The sequence below is a fragment of the Limnothrix sp. PR1529 genome, assembly GCF_002742025.1.
Classification (GTDB): Bacteria; Cyanobacteriota; Cyanobacteriia; order CACIAM-69d; family CACIAM-69d; genus CACIAM-69d.
In genome coordinates, this window is sequence record NZ_LIRO01000068.1 from 1 (window position 1) to 23,012 (window position 23,012).

Consider the following 23,012-nt stretch of genomic DNA (forward strand, 5'->3'; position numbering starts at 1 on the left):
GCAACACAATCACGCCCCCCAACAGCACGCCAATTCCCGGCTGTTCCCCAAACACCACCCAGCCCAAACTACTGGCCCCCACCGGCTCAAACAAAATAGCCAAGGTGACCCACAGGGGCGGCATTTGGGTCACCAGCCAATTAAAACTGGTGTGGCCAATCAGTTGTGGAACCAACGCCGACAGGGCGATCGCCAGCACCGTCGTGGGGGTGATGGTTTGCCAACCGCCGCCCCACAGGGCCACCAGCGGACTCAGCAACAGGGCCGCGCTGCCATAGGCCAGAGCCGCGTAGGAACCAATGGTCAGTCCCCGTTGTTGGGCAACCCGCCCAAGGAGCAGATAGCCCGCTGCGGCCCAGGCTCCTGCCAAGGCTAACCCATTCCCCAACAGAGGATTGCTGCCGATCGTCCCGGCATCTTGGCTGAGGGCAATCACGGCGCTGCCCGCCAAGGCGATCGCCAGGCCAGCCCAGGTAATCCAACCCGCAAATTTCTGCGTGATAACACTGGTAGCTATGGCCACCCAAACCGGCGTGGTGGTCACCAACACGGTGGAAGCGGCGATCGAGGTATAACCCAAAGAACTGAGCCAACAGACGAAGTGCAGCGCCAAGCAAGCCCCCGCCCCCACGGCCCAAGGCCAGGCCGATCGGGGCGATCGCCCGGTTTGGGGCCAAGCCGGAGCCACCGCCAGCGCCGCCAACGTCACCCGTCCCGCCGCCAACCACAGGCCAAATCCCCAGTCCGATCGCCCTGCCGACTGCATCGCCCAGCGAGCAAAAATCGCCCCCGTTGAAATGGCCGCCATTCCCGCCAACAGCACTCCCCACCGGAGCGATCGGGCCCGGTGTCCAGCATCGGAATTCACAGCGGCGTGAGTTGGGGGTTTCAAGTGCCGACCTTTTGAATGCTGATTGTTTGAGTTTGCTCTTTGGGATGCGGATCTTTAGGGATGCCGATCTTTACAAATCCCGCCCCTTGGCCAAGTGCAATCCATCCCGTCCTACAATCGCCATCAATTCTCTAGTGTTTTTCCATGTTTTGCCATGAGCACAACCACTACTATTCAGCTTGAATCGCACCCCACTCCCGATCGACTCGCGGCCTTGGACGTGTACAACTGGCCCATTTGGACAAAACAAGTTTCAGAATTTCCATGGACCTATGATGAAGCGGAAACTTGCTACATCCTTGAAGGTGAAGTGACCGTCACCCCCGAGGGCGGTGAACCCGTCACCATTCGCAAAGGCGATTTGGTCACCTTCTCTGTCGGTTTGGCTTGCACATGGAACATCACTCAAGCCATTCGCAAGCACTACAAATTTGGCTAGGGAATTTGGCCAGAAAATTTGGCTAGGAAATTTGGCTCAAGATTGGCCCAGACCAGAATCTGATTCAATGCCTCTGATCAGAAGCACCTGATCAATAACATTAGAAAAACCCCGGATTCCCATCATTGAGAATCCCGGGGTCTTTTGATCAACTTCGACTCAGTTCAATTTCTGCAAAATCCTGACTGTTCAGACTTCAGAACCCGGAGAGTTCAGCAACCCTAGCCCAACTCCTGCTATCCGCAGATGTCGAAGCCCTAGGATGCGGTATCAGACTTGCGCGAGCGACGCTTAGCCGACCCAGCCAGACCCAGACCCACCAGGCCCAGACCCATCATGATCGTCGGTTCCGGCGTGGCTACCCCTGCAATTTCACGGTTGTTCTTGCGGCCGAAGTCGATCACGAACACCGTGTCGTTGAAGTCTTGGTCACCACCGCCCCACAGGTCTTCAAAAGCCAGCACCAGCAAATCTTCGTAGAAGTAGGACATGGCATGTTGCTTGCCATCGGGATTGTCCTTCGCATTGGCCCGGAACTGACCCGGAACCGTCTTGCCAGTGCGCACATCCTTGCCGGAAATGCCGCCATTAATCCAGTTGGAAACCAGGCTGAAATCAAAGATCGTGCCAGCCTTGAACTTGCCCAGGCTCACCCAATCGCCCACGTTCAGGGGGCTGTCTTGAACCGATCGCCCTGCGACAGCAGCGTTCGGATTTTGGCAAAAACCGCTGAAGTTCACCAAGGTCTTGCTTTGGCTGGGGCTGCAAGAGGTGTCCCCAAAAATCTTCGTCTGCGCCGTAACCGTTGTTCCGGTGGTGGCAAAGTCTAGACGGTTGCGATAGCCGCCAGCCGTTTCACCGAGGAAGTAAACCTTCACATCGTGGTCATGCTTCAGTTGCAGCAGCGATTCATCCAAGGTGCGAAATTTAATTTCGTTGGGGTCTAACTTCCGAGCTTCCTTGCCTACGAAGGGAGCCATGGAGGGCAACACTTCTTGGAAGTAATCCGGTGCTGTGCTACGGGGATTGATGTCAAATGCTTGGGCCGATCCGGCTGCAACACTCAGGGTTGCTACGGAGGCGGTGACGGTTGCTTTGAGCAGGAAGGAAGGAATGTGGTTACGCATGAGTGGAGAAGATGTCAGAGAGTGGAACGGTCGCAGAGTTAGAGAGCGGTTTCGCCTGAATCGTTGCAAGTATAAAAAATTACTTTAGCTTGCAATTGAAGCTTTGATCTGATGGCTAGAAACCGGAGACACACCCGAGTGGTTTAATACTTTCTCCCCTGATCGTAGGGGCAGTTCCTGAGTTTTTTGATGAATTTTTGGTCAAGCCAATGGCCGATTAACGAGCCAATATGAAGTGAAGGGGGCAAAGGGTTGATTGCCATGGCTCACAGTCCCGCGATACGATCGCGCCCGGGCCATGGTCTCTGGCCGATGCAAAAACACTGAGACCGATGATCAACACCCAGGACACCTCAAGCGTGCAAACTCCCATGGATACGACTTCAGCGGGCCTGTGGCTCAAGCGCCCTGTGATTGTGAAGGCCGTTGTTACGCCGCGCTGGAAGGAAGATGCGCAGGTTGAATTGCAGCGGCAAATTGACCAGCTCGATCGCCAGTTACAGCAACTGGAAACCCAAGGTCAGCGGGCGATCGCGGAAATTCAGCGTCAGAGCATTCAACCGCCCGGCCCGGAAGTGACTCGCCAAATTGAAAATATTCAGGCCCAGGTGAACGAACAGAAATCCCAAATGCTGGAGCAAAAAAACCAAGTTTTGCAACAGCTCAATCGGGTTCACTCCTTGGAGCTGGACAAGGAAGTAATTCAAACGCAAATGGAAAGCCTGTTTCAGGTGCAACAGGGTGATAATTTGATTGACAAGATGCAGGTTGAAATTCTGCTACGGGATGGCATTGTTGAAGAAATTCGTGGTGAACTGTAACTAGGTTGCGTTTTTTGGGGGTGTGAAGTTTACACCCCACGATTTGCTCATTATTTATGAGATGAAGTCAATCTAAATTCTTCAAGTTAAACCGATCAATTCAATCAACCAATTCAATCAACTACAGCCTTTGCCTCGATTACTAAGCACAGTTAGCTGTAGGGTGGGCATTGTCCACCTAATAGTGGCTTCATAGTATCTGTGGTATAACGTACCGATCATTCTAGGTAAAGGTTGTAATTCAAAAATAAATTTAATTAATCAGTTTAGTTAAAAAATGAATCAATAAATTTAATCAAGAAGTTAATCAAGAAATTAATCAGGAAGTTAATCAAAAATTACCCAGAAAATCAACTAACTAGCCAGCTCAAGTCAATTTAGAGGCTAAATCAAGCCGATCGAATGAATTACGATTGGGGAGAATGCAACTACTCATCATTCGAGGACGATCGTGTTTCAGACAACGCGGCGACGGCTGGCCCTTTGGTACGCGACCGTAACAGCAGTGTTGGTGCTGGTGGCGGCGATCGCCTTTTATGGTTACGCGAGGGCCACGCTGGTCGATCGGGTAGATGACACGATCGAACATGCGATCGAACTGGTGGCTCGATCGTTAGTGATTGAATCGGTGCAGGTGCGCGACCTGGCCGCCATCGATCCACAGCAGATGATTACTCGGGCCCGGGTGAACCTAGAAGCCAGCTTTCGGGACAACACGGGCACGGTTTGGAATGATGTGGAAGACGATCGAATTGATTTGGAGTGGTTTAGCCCCACGGGCCAGCAGCTTTGGACCAGCTTCGCGGAACCCTTGACCATTCCCCTGCATCCCACTCGCAAAAGTGAAACGGTGAAAGTGTTGCGCGACGGGCCCGGGAAGTCAGCCGAGGGGCGGGGGCCGGTGGAACCGCCGTTGGTGTTGCGGCAACGCACTCAAGCCATTGCGCTGGGTGGGCAACCCTTGGGCTATTTGCGAGTCAGTCACCCTTGGTTTGAGGTCACCAAGCCGGCCCAGCAGTTGGCGATCGACCTGAGCTTGGGGGTGGTGGCGTTGATTGGGGCCGTGGGGGCGATCGGGTGGTGGTTGTCGGGGTTGGCCATGGAACCGGTGCGCGAGTCTTACCAACGCTTGCGGCAATTTACGGCCGATGCATCCCATGAACTGCGCAACCCGATCGCCACCATTCAAACCAATGTGCAGGTGGCGTTGGCGGAAACCAACCCCCAAATGGAGCGATCGCAGTTGGAAGCGATCGAACGGTTAACTCGCCGTCTGGGGAAATTGGTGGACGATCTGTTGTTTTTGGCCCGCCAAGATAGCGGCATTGTGCAACCCCAGTGGGGAATGGTGGATCTGTCGGAATTGCTGCTGGAGGCGATCGAGGAGCAAATGGCCCTGGCCACCCGCCAAGCATTGGAATTGATTCCCGAACTCAGCGAAATTCCCGATCAGCGGGCCTGGATGGTGCGGGGCGATCGGGATCAGTTGGCGCGGCTGCTCACCAACTTGATTGGCAACGCGATTCAATACACGCCGTCGGGTGGGCGGGTTTGGGTGCGGCTCGATCGGGACTTGCGCAAACCCACCTTAAAACTCGAAGTCCAAGACACCGGCATTGGCATTGCACCGGAAGCTTTGCCCCATCTGTTTGATCGGTTCTACCGTGCCGATGTGGCCCGATCGCGCCATCGCACCGGTCAATCTGCCGGGTCGGGGTTGGGGCTGGCCATTGTCCAGGCGATCGTGCAAGTCCACCAGGGCCAGATCCGCCTCGATAGTCAGCTCGATCGGGGAACAACCGTCACCATCACCCTGCCCAGCTTGGTTGAACCCCCGCTGGAGGCCGGTAGCTATCAGAACAGTTAGGCAATTACGCACCATAGGGACGCGCCATTAGCACATTTGGCTTATTCCTAACTGACCTGAATTCGCAATTTTAATGAAGAGAAATTTATAAATCTTCAGCAAACTGTCTCAAGGAATACTAAAACCAAGGGACAACTCAGTTGAGCATGTTTAATCGCTGTGAATATGGCCAACTCTGAGACAATCGAGCAACACTTTAGAAGCAGCCGAAAAACGATTGATATCATTGATATGATTAATAAATAATCAATAATTCTGCTGCCAAGAATCAGCCCGATCGTCAGTCCTTAGAGCGCGGTAGGGTAGAACCATGGGCTAGTTATGATGCAGCAGTCTCTTCGACCATTCATTCGATCGCTTACCTGGGTATTGATGCCGAACGTTGATGTCGAACGTTGATGCCGAACGTTGATGCGATCGCCCATCTAATTTGGTGTAACCCGGCTTTAGCCATAAATCCATGAAATTCATGGTTATTCATAATTGCTGCCCATTGCCGCGATCGCCCGTTTTCGGCAACCAACGCAATCGATTAGTTTCCCGCTCAAGGGAATTCAAATCGTCTCCGTATATGAATTGCTCCATTCTGTCATCTTTTTGACCTGCTATGACGACCCCGTATATGCCCCGCAAAAAGGTTGTGCAGAAGCGTCGAGAGTATAACGCTTGGGTCGCCACCGAGACGATCGAGGACTATTCCCTTCGCTATGCACCCCAGTCTTTTCGGAAGTGGTCGGAGTTTTTAGTTGCCAATACGGCCTTAGGAGGAATTTCCTTTCTGGCCCTGGAAGCGATCGGTGGATCTTTAGTGATTAGCTATGGATTCAGCAATTCTTTTTGGGCAATTTTGGTGGTAGGGCTGCTGATTGGCCTAGCTGGAATTCCCATTTCCTATTACGCCGCCAAATACAATGTCGATATTGATTTGCTCACCAGGGGCGCAGGCTTTGGTTACATTGGCTCAACCATTACCTCGCTGATTTACGCCTCTTTCACTTTCATTTTCTTTGCGCTGGAAGCGGCAATCCTGGCCCAAGCCTTAGAGCTTTATTGGCATCTTCCCCTGTGGTTGGGCTATATCCTTTGCTCTTTGGTGGTGCTGCCGATTGTGTTTTATGGCATCACAGCGATCGAGCGGTTGCAGTTTTGGACGCAACCAATTTGGCTGATTTTGATGGGGTTGCCCTTTGTGTTTGTGGGCCTCAAGGAACCGGCCGCCCTCGATCGCTGGCTGCACTTTGCCGGAAACTCCCCCAGCGGAGCCGCCTTTGATCCCTTGCTGTTTGGCGCGGCGGCCACCGTTTCTTTTTCGCTCATTGCCCAGTTAGGCGAACAGGTAGACTATCTCCGTTTTTTGCCGGAATGTGGCCCCAACAATCGGATTCGCTGGTGGTTAGCGGTGTTGGCGGCGGGGCCCGGTTGGATTGTGCTGGGAGCAGCCAAGCAGTTGGGCGGGGCCTTTTTGGCCACTTTGGCGATCGAGCATGGGGCTTCCTTTGCTAAGGCCAAGGAGCCAATTCAAATGTATCTGGCCGGATTCGCCACCGTTTTTGACGATCCCCAAGTGGTGCTGACGGTGGGGGTGTTTTTCGTGATCATCTCCCAAATCAAAATCAACGTCACGAACGCCTACGCGGGATCCCTGGCCTGGTCAAATTTCTTTTCGCGGCTCACCCACTCCCACCCCGGGCGAGTGGTGTGGTTGGTGTTCAATGTGTCGATCGCCCTGCTGTTGATGGAGTTGGGGGTTTTTGAAACCCTAGAGGCCGTGTTGGGTCTCTATTCCAACGTGGCGATCGCTTGGATTGGGGCGATCGTGGCGGATTTGGTGATTAACAAACCCCTCAAGCTCAGTCCGTCCTACGTTGAGTTTAAACGCGCCTATCTTTACAACTTCAACCCCGTGGGATTTGGCTCGATGGTGGTGGCTTCGGTCATTGCCATGGTGGCTTTTGTGGGGCTTTTTGGGGAAACACTGCGGGCCTATGCGCCGTTTTTGGCCCTGGGGATTGCTTTCGGCCTGTCGCCATTGATCGCCTGGGCAACCCAAGGCCGCTACTACATCGCGCGTCCCAATGAAGTGCGCTTGAATTTTCCGGCCGCCACCCTGGTCAGTTGCTGCGTTTGTGACAACGAGTATGAGCCATCGGATTTGGCCTTTTGTCCCGTTTACGATGGCCACATCTGCTCCCTCTGTTGCAGTCTGGATGCCCATTGTCACGATTCCTGCAAGCCCTCCGCAGGCGAACAGGTGCGATTGGCCGCAATTGTGGCCCAGGCCATTTTTGGCGATCGCCTGTCTTTGCGGTTGGGCAAGCGGATGGTGCGTTTCTTGGGGCTGTTTGCGGCCATGGCGGCCCTGCTGGGGGCAATTTTTGCGCTGGTTTATACCCTCGGGCCGATCGCGGAGTTGCCCCTCGCGCAACCCGATGCTGAATCAATGCCGCTGCTGGAAACCTTTGGGGTTTTGTATGCGATGTTGCTGGTTTTGTCGGGGATCGCGGTCTGGTGGTGGGTTCTGACCGATGAGAGTCGCGAACTGGCTGAGGAGGAGTTAGACAACCAAAACCTGCAACTTCAGCAGGAAGTGCGTGATCGCGAAGCTGCCGAAGCCGCCCTGCAAGACTTGGCCAAGGATTTGGAGCAGCGGGTGAAACAACGTACCGCCCAACTATCGGAAGCCCTGACGGTGTTGAAAAAAGCCCAAACACAACTGGTTCAAACGGAAAAAATGTCCAGTTTGGGGCAAATGGTGGCGGGGGTGGCCCACGAAATTAATAATCCGGTGAATTTCATTCACGGCAACCTCGAACATGCCTGCAACTATGTGCAAGATGTGTTGGCGCTGTTGGTTGCCTATCAATTGGCCTTTCCCAAGGCCACGCCGGAAATTTTGGAGCTGGCGGACGAAATTGATGTGACGTTTGTGCAGGAAGATTTGCCCAAACTGTTGAAATCAATGCGGGTGGGAACCGATCGCATTCGAGAAATTGTTCTGTCCTTGCGCACCTTTTCGCGGCTGGACGAAGCGGAGGTGAAAAGCGTAGACATTCACGCGGGTTTGGATAGCACGCTGATGATTTTGAGCAACCGACTGAAGGCTACGGATCAACGCCCAGCGATTCAGATTCAAAAACACTACGGCGAGCTATCCCCAATTGAGTGTTACGCGGGGCAAATGAACCAGGTGTTTATGAATTTGCTGACCAATGCGATCGACGCGATCGATGAGGACAAACGGGGCGATCGGGAACCGCCGCAAATTGCCATCACCACCACCTTGGCCGATCCCGAAACGGTGCAGATTGTGATTACGGACAATGGGCCCGGAATTTCCCCTGAGGTGCAACGAAATTTGTTTGATGCTTTTTTCACCACCAAAGATGTGGGCAAGGGAACCGGTTTGGGTCTCTCCATTGCCCAACAGATTGTGGTGGAAAGGCATGGCGGCCGGTTAACTTGTCGATCGGAGTTGAATCATTCAACTAGCTTTTTGATTGAAATTCCCATGCGGCAATTTGTGGAAGATTAGGCGATCGCCTCGCAGATCCAAATCCCAATCTCAATCCCAATCCAAGTCCCGATCGCCCCGGGCCAGAACAGTTAGTCCCTTGCCCTCAAGATTTGGCAACGGAAACATCAAGATCCTAGGGTTTCAATTACAGGGCTTCAATCACCAACCCTAAATCCCCGTTGCCGATCGCCCCTGTTTGCCCAGCCGGAACACCACAAAATAGGCCAAATAAATGACATAAATCGCCAAGCCTAGAACCCCCAACACGCCCAGAAAACTGGGATTGGTGTTGTTGTGGAAATATTCCCGATAGAGCCAAGTGGGTTCCAACCAAACACGGCAAGCCGCATCCTTCACCAGCACTTCGCTGGGCTTCAGGGCACAGGGCAAGGTCAACACCTGCGCCACCGTCCCGATCGCGCAGTAAATGGTCATGGCCCAGCGCCAAGCCTTAAACACAAACTTCAGCTGCCCTTGGGGTTGGTCGTCAATTTCTTCATTTAAATCGACCCAGAACCACAGCCCAAGCGGAATCAACACCCGCGCCCCCAGCGCCGCCACAAAGCTCACGGGCAAAGAGCCAATCATCAAATACACCGTGATGGCCAGCAGGCTCGAAACCCGCCAATAGATCACCATCAGCTTTTGCAGCGCGTCGGCCTTGGCCACAAGCGCCCACAGCAACAGCCCTAGCGGTATCAAAACGGTAAACAAAACCGCCACGCGGTAGTCCGTCCAAACCAAGGATTCCAACCAGTTTTCAGCCATAGGAAGGGGCGATCGAGCCGACAGATTTTGAAGTTTTGGGTGTGCATTGTGTCGCACACTTTGGCGCACTCTATGCTACCGCGCTGTTTCCCCTTATGGGCCGCGCTGTGGATGGCGATCGCCCCGACGATGCCCAACCGGTTTGGCTGAATCCCCCCAAGTGGCTGCGAGTACCCACAATTTAATATGTACTCGTTATGATTATGGCTAATTAATGATGACCAACTCCCAAACGTCATGGCTGATTCTGCCCAGGTTGCTCCACCCAAACGCCGCCTCAACAATGCCTTCCAAAATTTGATGTCCTTGCATTGGTGGATGGCGTTGGCCTATCTCGTTTTGTTTGTGGGAGGAACCTTCATGGCGCAACTGCCGCGCGAGGTTTCCTTTCGCCCCGGTTTCTATGATTTCCACAAGTCGATCGGGATTTTAACCATTGGTTTGTTGCTGGGACGGGTGCTGTTGTTGTTCCGAGTTTGGTGGCGAAAATATTCCCGTCGGCTGCCCAAACTGTCCACCCATTGGTGGCGCGTATTTCTGCTGCACAGCAGCCTCTATGGCTTCATGATTGTGGTTCCGGTCACGGGTATTTTTCTGTCTAATTCCGTGAGGCCTAATAATGTCAAATTTTTTGGCATTGTTGTGCCGGAGCTGTTTCCCCAAAATGCTGAGATGGTGGATTTGGGGCGTGGCTTACACTTTTGGTTTTCCTATAGCTTTTTGGTGTTTGTGATTGCCCACGCGATCGATCAATGGAAAGTTGTTCGTGCTCTGTGGCGGCGTTGGACAAGTTTTTGGAACAAGTCATCATCCAACAATTCCAAAACGGCTCTCAAGTAATCTCAAGTCATTTCAAGCAATCGCCAGTCATCTTCAGTGACCTCCAATCATTTGAGGAAAGCCGATCGCCCCCGGTGAGAAAGCCCCGGAAGATGGATGCCGCTCCGCCTTCCGGGGTTTTGTCATTTGTCTCACTTGCCTTGAAAGCCTAGGGCGATCGCGCTAGGGTATCGAAAGCGCTGCCGTTGACCTATCAGCACCGATTGCGCATCATTTTGAACAGATCAGCCCCCCTCGATCGCCCTGTGAACCATGGCCCAAACCGCAACCACCGAACAAATTGCCTACGAACTTTCTTGGGTTAGTCGGATGGCGGATCTGAGTCCGCAGGAGTGGGATGCATTAGCCAAACCCCTAAAAACCCCCTTTTTGGAATGGGCTTGGTTGAATAATTTGGAAACATCGGGCAGCGCAATTCCGCAGGAAGGTTGGTTGCCATCCCACTTGGTTGTGCGCCGATCGGGAAAGTTGGTGGCCGCAGCTCCCCTCTATCTCAAGGGACACAGTTATGGCGAATTTGTATTTGACCAGCAGTGGGCAGATTTGTCCTATCGCCTAGGGGTTGATTACTATCCCAAGTTGTTAGGCATGACCCCTTTTACGCCAGCGGAAGGCTATCGATTTTTAATTGACTCCGCTGAAGATGAACGGGCGATCACTGAAATGATGCTGGGAGCGATCGATCATTTTTGTAGCCGACATCATGTGTCTGGCTGTCATTTTCTGTTCGTGGATCCCCGATGGCAACAACTCATGGAATCCTTGGGTAATTTCATTACCTGGAAACATCACAGCTACATTTGGACGAGTAATAACTATCAAACATTTGAAGATTACCTAGCCAGTTTTAATGCCAATCAGCGCCGCAATATCAAACGCGAGCGAAAATCCATGGTGAATAGTGGCTTGGAGTTCAAAACCTGGCAGGGTTCACAAATTCCCCACGGCTATTTTTCCAAGGTTTATGATTTTTACAGCAGCACTTGCGAGAAGTTTTGGGGCGGCAGCCAATATTTAACGCGCAAGTTTTTTGTGGATTTGGCTGATCAATTAGCCGATCGCGTGGTGTTGTTTACGGCCCATGCCCACGGTGACGATCGCCACCCGATCGCCCTCTCCTTTTGCATCACCAAGGGCGATCGACTCTACGGTCGCTATTGGGGTTGCACGCGGGAAATTGACCATCTGCACTTCAATGCCTGTTATTACGAGCCGATCGACTGGGCGATCGCTCACGGAATTCAACTTTTTGACCCCGGCGCAGGGGGGCAACACAAACGGCGGCGCGGATTCCCGGCAACCCCCAACCACAGCCTGCACCGGCTTTATCACCCCCGGCTCGATCGGATTTTGCGAACCTATATTGATGAAATTAACCAATACGAACAACAACAAATTGATGCCATTAACGCTGAGTTGCCGTTTAGCCAAGCTCAGCCAGAACTAAAACTCTAAATCCAGATTTCAGCAAATTTTTGAATCAAGACTTGAATCAAGACTTTAAGCAAGGCTTTAAGCAAGTCTTTAAGCCGTTTTGCAGCAGAACCTTCACGCAGTTGTTAAACTGGCCTTCTACCTGAAGCGATCGTCCCGTTGCAGGGCATATTCAACAGTAAGGCTGTAGCAGCGGTGTTGCAGGGATCGGGCTGTGGGGTCAGGCTGAGCGATCCTGCGATTCAACGCTGAGCGCCGCAACCCATGAACATCGCAGCACAATCACCCCGATCGGCTGGTGTTGTTGAGTGAATTCAATTTCTGGCTACGATCCGCTGGAGTGCCCGTTTTTATGAAGCGTCTGATTCAAATCGCGAGCATGGTTCTGTTGGGGTCGATCGCGGTGGCCACCGTTGAAGATGTGGCCTCCGCCAGATCTGGAAACCTGGCCGGGCGCTGGTTCAACCAAATGGCCAGCCATTGGCAAGCGGGCAAACAACAATTGAGCCAAGTGGGCCAGGGCGATCGCCTCAGTTGCAACTTGGTTTCCGTGGGTCCCAAGCGCCAAATTACCCGACTTTGCGCAGCCCAAAGCCACCTGTAATCCGTGATCAAATCTGCGATCAAATCCATGATCAAATCTGCGATCAAATTCTTTACGATCGCCGCACATTAATACAGCACCATTCCTGACGCTTCCACAGCGTGGCCACAATCCAACCACTTTGTTCCAACGTGTCAGAAATTGCCTTGGCTTGATCTAACAAAATGCCACTCAACACTCCCCAAGTCTTTTGATGGCTAATTTGTTCTAATTGCGGAATCAAATCCACAATTACCTCCGCCAAAATGTTGCAGAAAAAGCCATCCACTTTGCGATCGCCCAACATCTCTTGCAACTTCTCAAAAGATCCCTGCTCCAGATGCACCCGATCGGGCTGAATATGGTTCAGCGAAATATTTTCTTGGGTTGCCCGCAAACATAGGGGATCAATATCCACCGCGTAGGCAGTTTTGGCCCCCACCAACAACGCCCCGATCGCCAAAATTCCCGACCCACAACCAATGTCTGCAACGATCTGCTCTGTGGGCTGGCCGTCAAAGCGCATCTCCATCGATTCCATGCAGAGTTGCGTTGTGGGATGGGCCCCCGTGCCAAAGGCAACCCCCGGATCCAAACGCACCACTACCCGCTTACCCGCTTCCGGCACATCCAACCAAGCCGGACAAATCAAGAACTGATCGCCCACTTCTTGCGGCTGCCAATGTTCTTTCCAACTGCTCGACCAATCCTCTTCATCAATCAAATTCCATTTGACCGTTGGTTCAGGCAAATTGGCCAAAATGGCATCTTGGCGCAACCAAAGCGCCAGGGCAGAAAGATCTAAGAGTTGCGCCTGCTCTTGGGGCAAATAGGCGGAAATCAAACAATTCTTGCCTTTATATTGGCTAGAGGTGCCTCGGCAACCAAAATCTTGAGTTCGCCAATAAACGGTGTCTTCGAGTAATGGGTGGCAGCGAATGTTGATTTCCCACCAACTATTAGCCATGGATCAAGTCCTGAAGGGGCGCTGTTGAATTTCTGTCGCTTCATTGTCCCATGGCCCTTGCGATTCCTCAGGCATCAGGCATTAAACATTAACCAGAATTCATTAACCAGAATTGAGCAGAATCAAGATCCAGCAGGATTAATCAGCATGAACCAGAATTAAGCAGGATTGATGTAAGACCAATGACCGATGAGGAGTCCAAAGAGGAGTCCAGCGGGGTGATGATGGGCAACTTACCCATAACTGCCATCGTAATTGCCATCGTAATTGCCATGACCGGCAACCGCGATTATGGGCGATCAAACAAAAAACAATCGATCGCTCCCCACTGATCCGCCAGTCCGCCGCAATTTCGGTTGATAATGGCAAGCGGTGTTCCATCGCCATCCACCGGTCGTGCGCCCAGCCACCGACTTGTTTAACGCGGCGATCGCCCACACGCGATGCCCAGTGCAACCACCAACGGAGACCGATCGATCCTATGACCCGGATTGAAACCAAAACCGAACCGATGGTCGTGAACATGGGCCCCCATCACCCGTCCATGCACGGCGTGTTGCGGCTCATCGTCACCCTCGACGGCGAAAACGTCATCGACTGCGAACCCGTCATTGGCTATCTCCATCGCGGCATGGAGAAAATCGCCGAAAACCGCACCAACATCATGTTCGTGCCCTATGTCAGTCGGTGGGACTACGCTGCCGGGATGTTCAACGAAGCAATCACGGTTAACGCTCCCGAAAAGCTCGCCGGCATTGAAGTGCCCCGCCGCGCCAGCTACATCCGCATGATCATGCTGGAGCTGAACCGAATCGCCAACCACCTGCTGTGGCTTGGCCCCTTCCTGGCCGATGTGGGTGCGCAAACCCCCTTCTTCTACATCTTCCGCGAACGGGAGATGATTTATGACCTGTGGGAAGCCGCCACGGGTGCACGCCTGATCAACAACAACTATTTCCGCATGGGCGGCGTGGCCGCTGACTTGCCCTACGGTTGGATCGACAAGTGCCGCGACTTCTGCAACTACTTCGCGCCCAAAATCGACGAATACGAAAAGCTGATCACCAATAACCCGATCTTCCGCCGCCGCGTGGAAGGCATTGGCACGATCAGCCGCGAAGAAGCAATCAACTGGGGTCTCTCGGGCCCCATGCTGCGTGGTTCGGGCGTGAAGTGGGACTTGCGGAAAGTTGACCACTACGAGTGTTACGACGAACTGGACTGGGATGTGCAGTGGGAAACCGGCGGCGACTGCTTCGCTCGCTACCTGGTGCGGGTGCGGGAAATGCGCGAGTCGAACAAGATGCTCTTGCAAGCGCTGGATCAGATCCCGGGCGGCCCCTACGAAAACCTGGAAGCCCAACGGATGCTGGGTGGGCCGAAGTCCGAATGGAACGGCTTTGATTATCAATTCATTGGCAAGAAGCTGGCTCCCACGTTCAAGATTCCCAAGGGCGAACATTATGTGCGCCTCGAAAGCGGCAAGGGTGAACTGGGTGTGTTCATCGTGGGCGATGACAATGTGTTCCCCTGGCGCTTCAAGATCAAGGCTCCGGACTTCACCAATTTGCAAATCCTGCCGCACTTGCTGAAGGGCGTGAAGGTGGCGGACATCATGGCGATTCTGGGCAGCATCGACGTGATTATGGGATCAGTCGATCGCTAAATTTGCCAACCCATTTGCATTCCAATTGAATTCCAATTGAGTTCTGAGCGAGGTCGTCCTTTGAGATGATCTCGCTTTTTTAATGGTGCTACCACAGGCCGGGGATTGGCTCAGAAGAACCTTGCCCCAGAACGGTGAGCGATCGAATTTCAAATTCGTATTGGGTGCGATTGGCTCCGGGGCCAGTGCTGCGCCGCAACGTCCCCACGGCACTGTAAGACCGATCGAGGCTCCAGGCTTGATCCTCAAGTCGGGCACTTTCCCAACGAATGGTGCGATCGACCTGACCGCCCGGGCGCAAGGTCAGTTGTTCAACACCCGTACACCGTAAATTGCTGAGGGCTAGCCATTGAGACCCCGCTCGCAATCCGGCGGGCCCTTGGCAGCGATTGCAATCTCGCTGGTCACCGGGCTGGGCGCTGCTGGGAAAAGGACAGGCCATGCGGGTACAGCCGATCGCCCCTTGCGGATTCGGGCTGGGTTGCAAACGGCCCTGCACTTCAATGAGTCGATCGACCCACCGTTGCGGATTGGCTAACAGATCCGCGATCGGGACAAGCTCCACTCGCCGTTCCTTGACCTGAATCGGTTGTTTGGTTGAATCCGGCAGCACAGCCCGATCGCCCGCCAGAGCCGCGCCGCCGGTACAGAGCAGCACGGAGAGCAAGGCGGCCCGCCCAAGGAAATGTTTGAACAAAGCTGGATCCTGGAACATCAATCTGGTTTCTAAGCAATCTGGTTTCTGAATGCTGTTTCAAGGGCGATCTCAACCCAAGGAATCGGCCCTTGGCCGAGGCTGCGATCGCCCTAGGGGGCTAGCCGTCAAACATGGTAGCAATCAGGTCTGCAAACCGCTCAAACACCACGTTTCGCCGCACTTTCATGGTTTGGGTCAACAGACCATTTTCGATCGACAGGGGTTCCGCCAAAAAACGAAAAGTGCTGATCCGTTCCTCTGCTTTGTAGCCGGGGCGATTTTTCACTTCCCGCGCCAACTCATCTCGAATCAAGGTCTGTACCCGATCGCTTTGGAGATCCACCGGATCAAGCCCCTGTTCTGCGGCCCAAGCGGCGATCGCCTCCTGGTTGGGCACAATCAAAGCCCCGAGCGTCTTTTGGTCTTGACCCACCAACACAACTTGGCTGATGTAGGGACTGCGAATACAGGCATCCTCGATCGGCTGGGGTTCAATATTTTCCCCATTGGTTAGGACGATCGTGTCCTTGGCTCGCCCGGTGATGGTGATGTCCCCGATCGGCGACAGCCAACCCAAGTCTCCCGTATCAAACCAGCCTTCCGAGTCGATCGCCTTCGCCGTTGCCTCCGGCTTGCCAAAGTAACCCGCCATAATCTGTGGGCCCCGGGCCACAATTAGGCCTTTGTCGCCCACCGGGAGCGGCTGGCGGGTTTCAAGATCAACCGATCGCAGCTCCGTGGCCGGCAGCGGCAGCCCAGAAGTTCCCCGCAAATTTCGCCAGTTGCGCCGCACCGTCAGCACCGGGGAAGTCTCCGTCAGACCGTAGCCCACCAGCACATTCACCCCCACAATTTCAAAGAACATTTCCAGGTGGGTTGCCAAGGAACCGCCGCCACTGATGGCATATTGCAGCTCGCCCCCGGTGGCCTGCCGAATTTTTTGATACACCAGTCGATCGCCCAGTCGATGCAGCGGCCAATGGGCGATCGCCCGTGCCCCCGCCAACAACTTTTCCAAACCCGCCGCCGGTTTCGATCGCAACTCCAGCCCTTGCCAGCGGCGCTTGGCCCGCACGTAGCGCTCACTGAACCCCAAAAAGGTTTGGGCAATTTTTTGGGTACTGGCCGGTTGGGATTGGAATTGCTTTTGCACCCCTTCATAAATTGACTCCCAAAGACGCGGCACCGCCATCATGTATTGGGGCCGATGGGTTTTCAGATCGGCCTTGAGCTGGCGAATGTTGGTGTAAACCAAAACGCAACCTTGACAGAGCAAGTAATAGTCCCCGATCCGGCCAAAGGAGTGCCAGGTGGGCAGCAGGGTCAACACCCGATCGCCCGCTTGAGGAGCCACCACCGTCCGGAATGCACTGAGCTGATAGAGATAGTTCCCATGGGACAACATCACCCCTTTCGGTTGCCCCGTGGTTCCGGAGGTATAGATCAGGGTGGCTAGGGTTTTTGGATCCTGTTGGGGCGGTTGCCAGGGGTGAGTTTTCAGGCGATCGCGCCCCCGCTCCAGCAACGCCAAAAAATTCAAAAGCAACACATCATCCCCGATCGCGCCTGATCGCACCGGCTCCTCATCCGACAACAACACGATCGCCACCAAAGGCAAATCTCCCAGGCGATCGGCCAACCGATTCAGCGTCTTTTGATTCTCAACAATCAAGAGCCGCGCCTCACTGTCCGCCAGGATGTAGCGCAACTCCTCCGTTTCCGCCAAAGAACTCCGCACCGCATTGGCAAACCCCGCCGCCATCGTGCCCTGATCCGCCACAAACCACCGAGCACTATTGTCCGCAAACAGCGCAACCCGAGGCGGCACAACCAATCCCGCCTCCTCCCGCGCACTGGCATCCTCAGGACTCAGCAGCGTTTGCAGTCCCGCCGCAAACGTTTGCAGATATTCCAGCAGTTCCGCAAAATTCAGCTCCAGTGCTGGTGACGAGTGGCGATCGCGCAGGGCCGGCAACGTGCCAAAGCGTTGGGCTGCCCGCACCCACACCTGAGTCAAATTTTGTGCGCCCGAATAGTCCACGGCACGGCCCATCTGGGCCCGATCCTGGGGAAATAGCTCCGATTCGGCAAAGGCAGAAGCAATCATGGCAAAGGGGTGCTAAAACAGGCGATCAACAAAGCAACACAACCCTATCGGGTCATTTGCCGCTTCAGCAACTCCCCTCAGGCGATCAGGTCAATAAGAAAGAGCGTGAGTCCCATTATTCCTGATGCCTTGTTGCCCAGGTATTGTCTTTAAGATCATAAGGATCATACTTACTGAGCCAGCTCCCAGCAATCATGCTTATTGAAGATGGTGATATGATAGCGCCTAGTTTTTGACTAATCTTCAGAGTCGAGCAGTACCCTATGGCAGTCTATGAAACCGAGAATTGCATTATTGGAATCGACATCTCCTGGTCAGAGGGATTGTGGTATTGGGTCAGAGGGTGGGTTGTAGGAAAGGAGAGTGCAGTTCATGAAATAAACCTAACTATGCCTCAGGCTGAGATTCATGAATTTTCCTGGCATAGTCGCAAGGACATTGCAAGCTCGTTGAAGCAGTATTCTCCACCTGAAAATTGTGGCTTCACTGCCTGTTTTAAGAAAAACCAGCCAGAGCGGTTCCAGCTTCAGTTAAAGAGTGATCGTGGCAACTATATTTGGCAAGTCCCTTACAGCCTAGACAAACCCAACCATAGAGACGAACTCCAGCCTCAAGAAGGAGAGCAAAATCTCTTTGACCAGTTTGTAAAAATTGTCAATGACAACCATTTAGATGTTCTAGAAATTGGTTCTCGGATTGTTTCACCAGGATCTCAAAGTCAGCGAATTCATTTTCAACAAGCAAAATCATATACAGGCTTTGATTACTACAAAGATGAAAATACAGACGTTGTTGGAGATGCTCACCGACTCGCAAGCTATTTTGGTGATCGAAAATTTGATGCCATTTTCTCAGGATCAGTTTTCGAACACTTGGCAATGCCTTGGCGGGTTGCGTTAGAGATTAACCGCCTACTGAAACCCGGTGGTATTACTTTCCATGCAACTCACCCAGCATGGCCTATCCATGAGATGCCATGGGATTTCTGGCGATTCTCTAGTGAAGGAATGAAAGCCCTTTTCTCTGAGGCAGTTGGCTTTAGAGTCCTCTCATGCTCTATGACTTCACCAGTACGAATGTATATGGAGAATCCACTAGAGTGCCTAGACCTCCCTCTGCACAGGGGTTATGCTGGTGTTGCAATTTTGGCACAAAAAGTTCGAGATTTTGATGAAAATGTTTTTTGCTGGAATGCACCACTGACGGACGTGGTTGGCGAAAGTAGCCACTACCCTGAACCTCAGAAAAATCAGTCCACTAACCAGTCACAAGCCACAAGCCACAAGCCTGTAATCTTCTAGCTTGATCGAGCTGCATAACTCATTTTTGCTAATGAATGTTATGACTGTTCTAAAACTCACCGTAATCAGACTGAATGAAGAAATCTTCACGATTTCGAACTATGCACGCTTTAAGTGATATACACTGAGCGTGTCGACTGCTGACCTACGTCGACTGCTGACCTACACTTAAGACTTCTTTCATGAAATATAGTCTCAGCCAGTTCACAGATGTTGTACCCGACTCAGAGCGCCCTCCGCTCGATCGCGTCGTTGCCCCTCCTAATTTGACTCCTGACCAAGAATATTGGCGCAAATATGGCTACCTCATCATTGAAAATCTCATTCCTCACGATCTGATTGATCGATATTGTGAGCGCTTCACTCAAGAAATTCTAGGAGTCAACAAAATCGGCTACTTCAGTCCTACTCCTTACTTAGAAGTAGATGAGATCAAAGATCTTTGCTTGTACCCACCTTTATTACATAAGCTTCAGGAATTAATTGGCTATGAAATGGCCATGCACCTGAACTTGACCAACTGGAAGTCAACTGAGCGAAATTGGCATCAAGATGACTATTTAAACCCTGTAGGAGTCAATGCTCACTATGCAGGAGTTTGGTTTGCGCTCGATTACATCCATCCAGATGCCGGGCCTTTTGAGTTTGTGCCCGGTTCTCATCGCTGGGAAGTTTGTCGTAGAGAAAGAATTCTAGCAGCGCTGCCGCCTGATCTACGGGATGATCCAGCTTGGCCTTCCCATTCTGAAAAAATTCTCACTCCTCTTTACGAGGAAGAAATACCCCGCAAGGGCATTAAACCTGTGACTTGGTGTGGGAAAAAAGGAGATGTTTTGATCTGGCATGGATGGCTGTTACATCGCGGAAGCTATCCAAAAGACTCGGAAATTCTTCGCCCAACTATTATCACGCATTACTCTAGCATCCAGCATCGGCCAGACATGCCCTACACTGCCGAGCACAAGTATCATGACCAGCCAGGGAAATATTTCGTGTTTGAGCGCCCTTCTGAAGCAGAGTTAACAGCGGAGCGAACAAAATCTAGAGAAATAGAGAGAATGTTTGGAAAGCCATCATGTTGACAGCGTTTTGAATTACTACTCAATTTGGGTTTCTGTGCTCGACTGTATCCAGACCATTTCAACATTAGTAAATCCTTTTGCTGCGTCTTAATCATGATGACTCAAGTGGGGTTAACCTCAAGAAAATTAAGTCCGTTTAGAGTGGATCTAGGCTGCGGCAGTTGCAAACGGGAAGGAACCATTGGGGTTGATATCACTCGACAACCAGGTGTTGATTATGTTCTTAACTTAACCGTTGACAGCATTCCTCTTCCTGACAGTAGCGTTAACTACGTCTATTCATCACATTTTCTTCAAAATATTCAAGATGATGACTGGACTAGACATCTCTTTCCTGAAATTAGTCGCATCTGCATTTCAGGTGCACAATTAGAGATCTGGACTCCATACAACTGGTCTAATTCCGCATCCTTAATTGGGCATCGACAATATATCAACGAGGATCACTACCTACACCTCTGCGTTGCTCATTACTCATTTTGGGAAGCGACGCTCAAGGCGCGTTGGTTGTTGCGGGAAATTTGCTATGTGATTCCAACCGATGTGTTGGTTGATTTGCATCGTCATGGCGTGTCTTTAGATTTTGCTCTGCGCTATTTCAAAGGCATTGTTCAGGAAATCGGGGTTTTTATCGAAGTGCAGCACGACTATGATGGGCCGCCGGTTGAGCCAAAGCGGACTTTTGCCATCACCCGCGATTCTGAGCACTATCCTGTGAAACCCGATCGGGGCCCGGCGGAGTGGTCGGATGTGGAAGCGGCCATTCATGCTTTTCGGGGCTAGGCGCTGGATTGACCCCTGGGCATGGTGGTGCGGCCGATTGCCAATTGCAGGTTAATGGGCCATTTTCCGGATGTTCGAGTTCAGTCCATGGCCAAATGTATTGAATTGAGAACTTCCTAATCCAATTCTGTGCTGACTGTTGCGATTCCGACCTATAACGGGGCCGATCGCCTGCCGATCGTTCTGGAGGCGTTGTTGGCCCAGGTGGAGACCCAGGCGATCGACTGGGAAATTTGGGTGATTGACAACAATAGCGACGATCGCACCCGGGAGGTGGTGGCTGCCTTCCAAGCTCGATCGCCTCGAATTCATTGGGATCAAGAGCCACAACAGGGCGCGGCCTTTGCCCGGCAGCGGGCGATCGCGCGATCGGGTGCGGCTTGGGTGGCTTTTTTGGATGATGACACCGTGCCGGATCCCGATTGGGTGGCTCGGGTGTGGCAGTTTGCCCAGGGTGATTGGGTCGATCGAAACCTGGTGGGGGCTTTTGGGGGGCGCATCCTGCCGGTTTTGGAGGGGCCGGAGCCGGTGGGATTTGCACGGATTCGATCGCTCTTTGCCATTGTCGATCGGGGCGATCGGCCGTTTGTGTATGAGCCAGGGCGCGGCCTGTTGCCGCCTTCGGCGGGGTTGGTGGTGCGTCGGGCCGCTTGGCTGGCGGCCGTGCCACCTCGGTTAATTTTGGGCGGGCGAACGGGAAACACCTGGCTCACTTCCGAAGATCTGGAAGCGCTGGTCTATCTCCAACGAGCGGGCTACTCTGTGGCCTATTGCCCCAGCTTGCGCCTCAGTCATCGGCTGCCGGTAACTCGCTTCACGGCCGATTATCTCCGCTCTTTTGCTCAGGGAATTGGCTGGAGTCGCTATGTGGTGCGGCTGTTGCGGGTGGATCGATCGCGCCGATTCCTGATCCTGTGGTTCTATGGTTTGTCGGATTTGCGTCGGTTGTTGCGCTGGTGGCTGCAACATCCGGGGGGTTGGCGATCGCGAGATCCGGTGTTGGTTTGCGAGCGATCGCTCCTGATCAGCACCCTAACCAGTCCTTGGGTGATGGGTCGCTGGTTTCGTGATCGAGAGCAACGGGGCGATCGCCAAGTCATTGCCCGTGCGGTCCAACGGGCGGCCGGCTCGTCGCAGCCCTTGACTCCCCAAATTGCGATCGCGATTCCGATTTACAACGGAGCCGATCGACTGCCTGCCCTGTTTGATCGGCTCCAAGTTCTGGAGATTCCGCCCGGTTTGCGGTGGGAAATTTGGGCGATCGACAACAACAGCAGTGACGGTACGATCGCCCAACTGTGCCAAATTCAACAAACTTGGAACCGCTGCCCTTTACATATCAGCCAAGAACCACGCCAAGGAGCCGCCTTTGCCCGACAACGGGCCGTGCGGTTGACGGCGGCCCCTTGGGTGGCCTTTTTGGATGATGACAACTGGCCGGAACCGGACTGGCTACGGGAGGCGATCGCCTTTGCGGAGGCTCATCCTCAAGTCGGGGCTTTTGGGGGCAAGGTCTTGGGAGCCTACGCGATCGACCCGCCGCCGGCCCTGCGTGACTTGGAAGGCTATTTAGCCATTCGCAGCTATCCTGAGTTTGCCGATCGCCCCGGCCCCTTCCTGGCCCAGCAGTTGCGCCTCCCGCCCGCTGCGGCGTTGATTGTCAATCGAGCTGCTTGGTTGGCCACCGTGCCCCCGGAACCCCAATTAAGCGGGAAATTAGCCGGCCGCTTCGTGCAGGGGGATGATTATGAACCCTTGCTGTATCTGGCGCGGGCGGGCTGGGAAATTTGGTTTGCACCCCGCCTAAAAACCCATCACCAAATTCCCGCTTGGCGACTTGATCGCGCCTATCTCATTCGCCTGGCCCGGGCCTGTGGGTTGGCGACCTTTGCCCTCAAACGGATTATTACCCCCCCGATCGCCTGGCCCGGGTTGGCGCTGCGAATCATGGTTGCCAATGGCTACAAAGTGCTGAAGTTGCGATCCTTGCGCCAAGATGCCGATCCCTCGATCGCACTGACTGCCACGGTGCGCCAAGCTTTTTTCTGGGGTTGTGCCCTCAGTCCCTTGGCGCAACTCCGATTGCCTGGGGGTCGGAAGCCTAAGATCTAGGTGCGATCGACT

20 protein-coding genes are annotated in these 23,012 nt (G+C 53.2%); 14 read left to right on the forward strand and 6 right to left on the reverse strand.

The window, feature by feature from the left end:
- Positions 1–892: DMT family transporter (locus tag AMR42_RS10935; RefSeq protein ID WP_234406950.1), on the reverse strand; the 892-nt coding region annotated here is incomplete at its 3' end.
- A gap of 154 nt (positions 893–1,046) precedes the next feature.
- On the opposite strand from AMR42_RS10935, the gene AMR42_RS10940 reads away from it, so the two are divergent.
- The gene (locus tag AMR42_RS10940; RefSeq protein ID WP_099533495.1) at positions 1,047–1,331 is read left to right on the forward strand and encodes a cupin domain-containing protein; all 285 of its coding nucleotides are present in this window, start codon (positions 1,047–1,049) and stop codon (positions 1,329–1,331) included.
- Between the two features lie 257 nt (positions 1,332–1,588).
- Here the strand turns inward: AMR42_RS10940 and AMR42_RS10945 are convergent, their stop codons facing one another.
- Positions 1,589–2,458 (reverse strand): DUF4114 domain-containing protein, encoded by an 870-nt coding sequence (locus AMR42_RS10945; RefSeq protein WP_099533496.1) that lies wholly within the window; start codon positions 2,456–2,458, stop codon positions 1,589–1,591.
- A gap of 371 nt (positions 2,459–2,829) precedes the next feature.
- Between AMR42_RS10945 and AMR42_RS10950 the strand changes: the two genes are divergently transcribed.
- The 3 genes from AMR42_RS10950 to AMR42_RS10960 all read left to right on the forward strand — a co-directional run bounded on the left by AMR42_RS10950 (position 2,830) and on the right by AMR42_RS10960 (position 8,678).
- The gene (locus AMR42_RS10950; protein ID WP_099533527.1) at positions 2,830–3,279 is read left to right on the forward strand and encodes a YlqD family protein; all 450 of its coding nucleotides are present in this window, start codon (positions 2,830–2,832) and stop codon (positions 3,277–3,279) included.
- Between the two features lie 451 nt (positions 3,280–3,730).
- On the forward strand, positions 3,731–5,146 hold the full coding sequence (locus tag AMR42_RS10955; RefSeq protein WP_099533497.1) for a cell wall metabolism sensor histidine kinase WalK: 1,416 nt from the start codon (positions 3,731–3,733) through the stop codon (positions 5,144–5,146).
- A 607-nt stretch (positions 5,147–5,753) separates the two neighbouring features.
- Positions 5,754–8,678, forward strand: coding sequence for an ATP-binding protein (locus AMR42_RS10960; RefSeq protein ID WP_234406951.1), 2,925 nt, complete (start codon positions 5,754–5,756; stop codon positions 8,676–8,678).
- A 150-nt stretch (positions 8,679–8,828) separates the two neighbouring features.
- Here AMR42_RS10960 and AMR42_RS10965 read toward each other — a convergent pair whose 3' ends face one another.
- Positions 8,829–9,428 carry a DUF3177 family protein gene (locus tag AMR42_RS10965; RefSeq protein ID WP_099533499.1) on the reverse strand — a complete coding sequence of 200 codons (600 nt, stop codon included), beginning with the start codon at positions 9,426–9,428 and terminating at the stop codon, positions 8,829–8,831.
- A 41-nt stretch (positions 9,429–9,469) separates the two neighbouring features.
- On the opposite strand from AMR42_RS10965, the gene AMR42_RS21165 reads away from it, so the two are divergent.
- The 4 genes from AMR42_RS21165 to AMR42_RS10980 all read left to right on the forward strand — a co-directional run bounded on the left by AMR42_RS21165 (position 9,470) and on the right by AMR42_RS10980 (position 12,306).
- Positions 9,470–9,613, forward strand: a complete 144-nt coding sequence (locus AMR42_RS21165) for a hypothetical protein (RefSeq protein WP_190529200.1) — start codon at positions 9,470–9,472, stop codon at positions 9,611–9,613.
- Positions 9,614–9,665: 52 nt separating this feature from the next.
- Positions 9,666–10,268 carry a cytochrome b gene (locus AMR42_RS10970; protein WP_099533500.1) on the forward strand — a complete coding sequence of 201 codons (603 nt, stop codon included), beginning with the start codon at positions 9,666–9,668 and terminating at the stop codon, positions 10,266–10,268.
- 252 nt (positions 10,269–10,520) lie between these two features.
- The gene (locus tag AMR42_RS10975) at positions 10,521–11,723 is read left to right on the forward strand and encodes a GNAT family N-acetyltransferase (protein WP_099533501.1); all 1,203 of its coding nucleotides are present in this window, start codon (positions 10,521–10,523) and stop codon (positions 11,721–11,723) included.
- A gap of 331 nt (positions 11,724–12,054) precedes the next feature.
- Positions 12,055–12,306: a hypothetical protein gene (locus AMR42_RS10980; RefSeq protein WP_099533502.1), complete on the forward strand. Its 252-nt coding sequence runs from the start codon at positions 12,055–12,057 to the stop codon at positions 12,304–12,306.
- Positions 12,307–12,358: 52 nt separating this feature from the next.
- Here AMR42_RS10980 and prmA read toward each other — a convergent pair whose 3' ends face one another.
- A complete protein-coding gene (gene prmA / locus AMR42_RS10985; protein WP_099533503.1) occupies positions 12,359–13,252 on the reverse strand; it encodes a 50S ribosomal protein L11 methyltransferase in 894 nt (297 codons plus the stop codon).
- Between the two features lie 182 nt (positions 13,253–13,434).
- Between prmA and AMR42_RS20455 the strand changes: the two genes are divergently transcribed.
- Together AMR42_RS20455 and AMR42_RS10990 are read left to right on the forward strand one after the other, a co-directional pair.
- Positions 13,435–13,584, forward strand: coding sequence for a hypothetical protein (locus AMR42_RS20455; RefSeq protein WP_158234451.1), 150 nt, complete (start codon positions 13,435–13,437; stop codon positions 13,582–13,584).
- Between the two features lie 149 nt (positions 13,585–13,733).
- Positions 13,734–14,918: an NAD(P)H-quinone oxidoreductase subunit H gene (locus AMR42_RS10990; protein ID WP_099533504.1), complete on the forward strand. Its 1,185-nt coding sequence runs from the start codon at positions 13,734–13,736 to the stop codon at positions 14,916–14,918.
- 88 nt (positions 14,919–15,006) lie between these two features.
- Here the strand turns inward: AMR42_RS10990 and AMR42_RS10995 are convergent, their stop codons facing one another.
- Both AMR42_RS10995 and AMR42_RS11000 read right to left on the reverse strand, forming a co-directional pair.
- Entirely contained in the window at positions 15,007–15,633 is a 627-nt protein-coding gene (locus AMR42_RS10995; RefSeq protein WP_099533505.1) for a hypothetical protein, read from the reverse strand.
- Between the two features lie 100 nt (positions 15,634–15,733).
- Complete coding sequence (locus AMR42_RS11000) at positions 15,734–17,722, reverse strand: long-chain fatty acid--CoA ligase (protein WP_099533506.1); 1,989 nt, start codon at positions 17,720–17,722, stop codon at positions 15,734–15,736.
- A gap of 263 nt (positions 17,723–17,985) precedes the next feature.
- On the opposite strand from AMR42_RS11000, the gene AMR42_RS11005 reads away from it, so the two are divergent.
- The 4 genes from AMR42_RS11005 (at position 17,986) to hpsE (ending at position 23,000) form a co-directional block, all read left to right on the forward strand.
- A complete protein-coding gene (locus tag AMR42_RS11005) occupies positions 17,986–19,023 on the forward strand; it encodes a methyltransferase domain-containing protein (protein WP_099533507.1) in 1,038 nt (345 codons plus the stop codon).
- A gap of 182 nt (positions 19,024–19,205) precedes the next feature.
- Positions 19,206–20,105: a phytanoyl-CoA dioxygenase family protein gene (locus AMR42_RS11010; RefSeq protein ID WP_099533508.1), complete on the forward strand. Its 900-nt coding sequence runs from the start codon at positions 19,206–19,208 to the stop codon at positions 20,103–20,105.
- 93 nt (positions 20,106–20,198) lie between these two features.
- A complete protein-coding gene (locus AMR42_RS19870) occupies positions 20,199–20,888 on the forward strand; it encodes a hypothetical protein (protein ID WP_143473030.1) in 690 nt (229 codons plus the stop codon).
- Positions 20,889–21,017: 129 nt separating this feature from the next.
- The gene (gene hpsE / locus AMR42_RS11020) at positions 21,018–23,000 is read left to right on the forward strand and encodes a hormogonium polysaccharide biosynthesis glycosyltransferase HpsE (RefSeq protein ID WP_099533510.1); all 1,983 of its coding nucleotides are present in this window, start codon (positions 21,018–21,020) and stop codon (positions 22,998–23,000) included.
- Positions 23,001–23,012: the final 12 nt, after the last annotated feature.

Coding starts and splice junctions, on each gene's coding strand:
- AMR42_RS10940 (WP_099533495.1), top strand. CDS start 1,047: ATGAGCACAACCACTACTATTCAGCTTGAATCGCACCCCACTCCCGAT.
- AMR42_RS10945 (WP_099533496.1), bottom strand. CDS start 2,458: ATGCGTAACCACATTCCTTCCTTCCTGCTCAAAGCAACCGTCACCGCC.
- AMR42_RS10950 (WP_099533527.1), top strand. CDS start 2,830: ATGGATACGACTTCAGCGGGCCTGTGGCTCAAGCGCCCTGTGATTGTG.
- AMR42_RS10960 (WP_234406951.1), top strand. CDS start 5,754: ATGACGACCCCGTATATGCCCCGCAAAAAGGTTGTGCAGAAGCGTCGA.
- AMR42_RS10965 (WP_099533499.1), bottom strand. CDS start 9,428: ATGGCTGAAAACTGGTTGGAATCCTTGGTTTGGACGGACTACCGCGTG.
- AMR42_RS10970 (WP_099533500.1), top strand. CDS start 9,666: ATGGCTGATTCTGCCCAGGTTGCTCCACCCAAACGCCGCCTCAACAAT.
- AMR42_RS10975 (WP_099533501.1), top strand. CDS start 10,521: ATGGCCCAAACCGCAACCACCGAACAAATTGCCTACGAACTTTCTTGG.
- AMR42_RS10980 (WP_099533502.1), top strand. CDS start 12,055: ATGAAGCGTCTGATTCAAATCGCGAGCATGGTTCTGTTGGGGTCGATC.
- prmA (WP_099533503.1), bottom strand. CDS start 13,252: ATGGCTAATAGTTGGTGGGAAATCAACATTCGCTGCCACCCATTACTC.
- AMR42_RS20455 (WP_158234451.1), top strand. CDS start 13,435: ATGACCGATGAGGAGTCCAAAGAGGAGTCCAGCGGGGTGATGATGGGC.
- AMR42_RS10990 (WP_099533504.1), top strand. CDS start 13,734: ATGACCCGGATTGAAACCAAAACCGAACCGATGGTCGTGAACATGGGC.
- AMR42_RS10995 (WP_099533505.1), bottom strand. CDS start 15,633: ATGTTCCAGGATCCAGCTTTGTTCAAACATTTCCTTGGGCGGGCCGCC.
- AMR42_RS11000 (WP_099533506.1), bottom strand. CDS start 17,722: ATGATTGCTTCTGCCTTTGCCGAATCGGAGCTATTTCCCCAGGATCGG.
- AMR42_RS11005 (WP_099533507.1), top strand. CDS start 17,986: ATGGCAGTCTATGAAACCGAGAATTGCATTATTGGAATCGACATCTCC.
- AMR42_RS11010 (WP_099533508.1), top strand. CDS start 19,206: ATGAAATATAGTCTCAGCCAGTTCACAGATGTTGTACCCGACTCAGAG.
- AMR42_RS19870 (WP_143473030.1), top strand. CDS start 20,199: ATGATGACTCAAGTGGGGTTAACCTCAAGAAAATTAAGTCCGTTTAGA.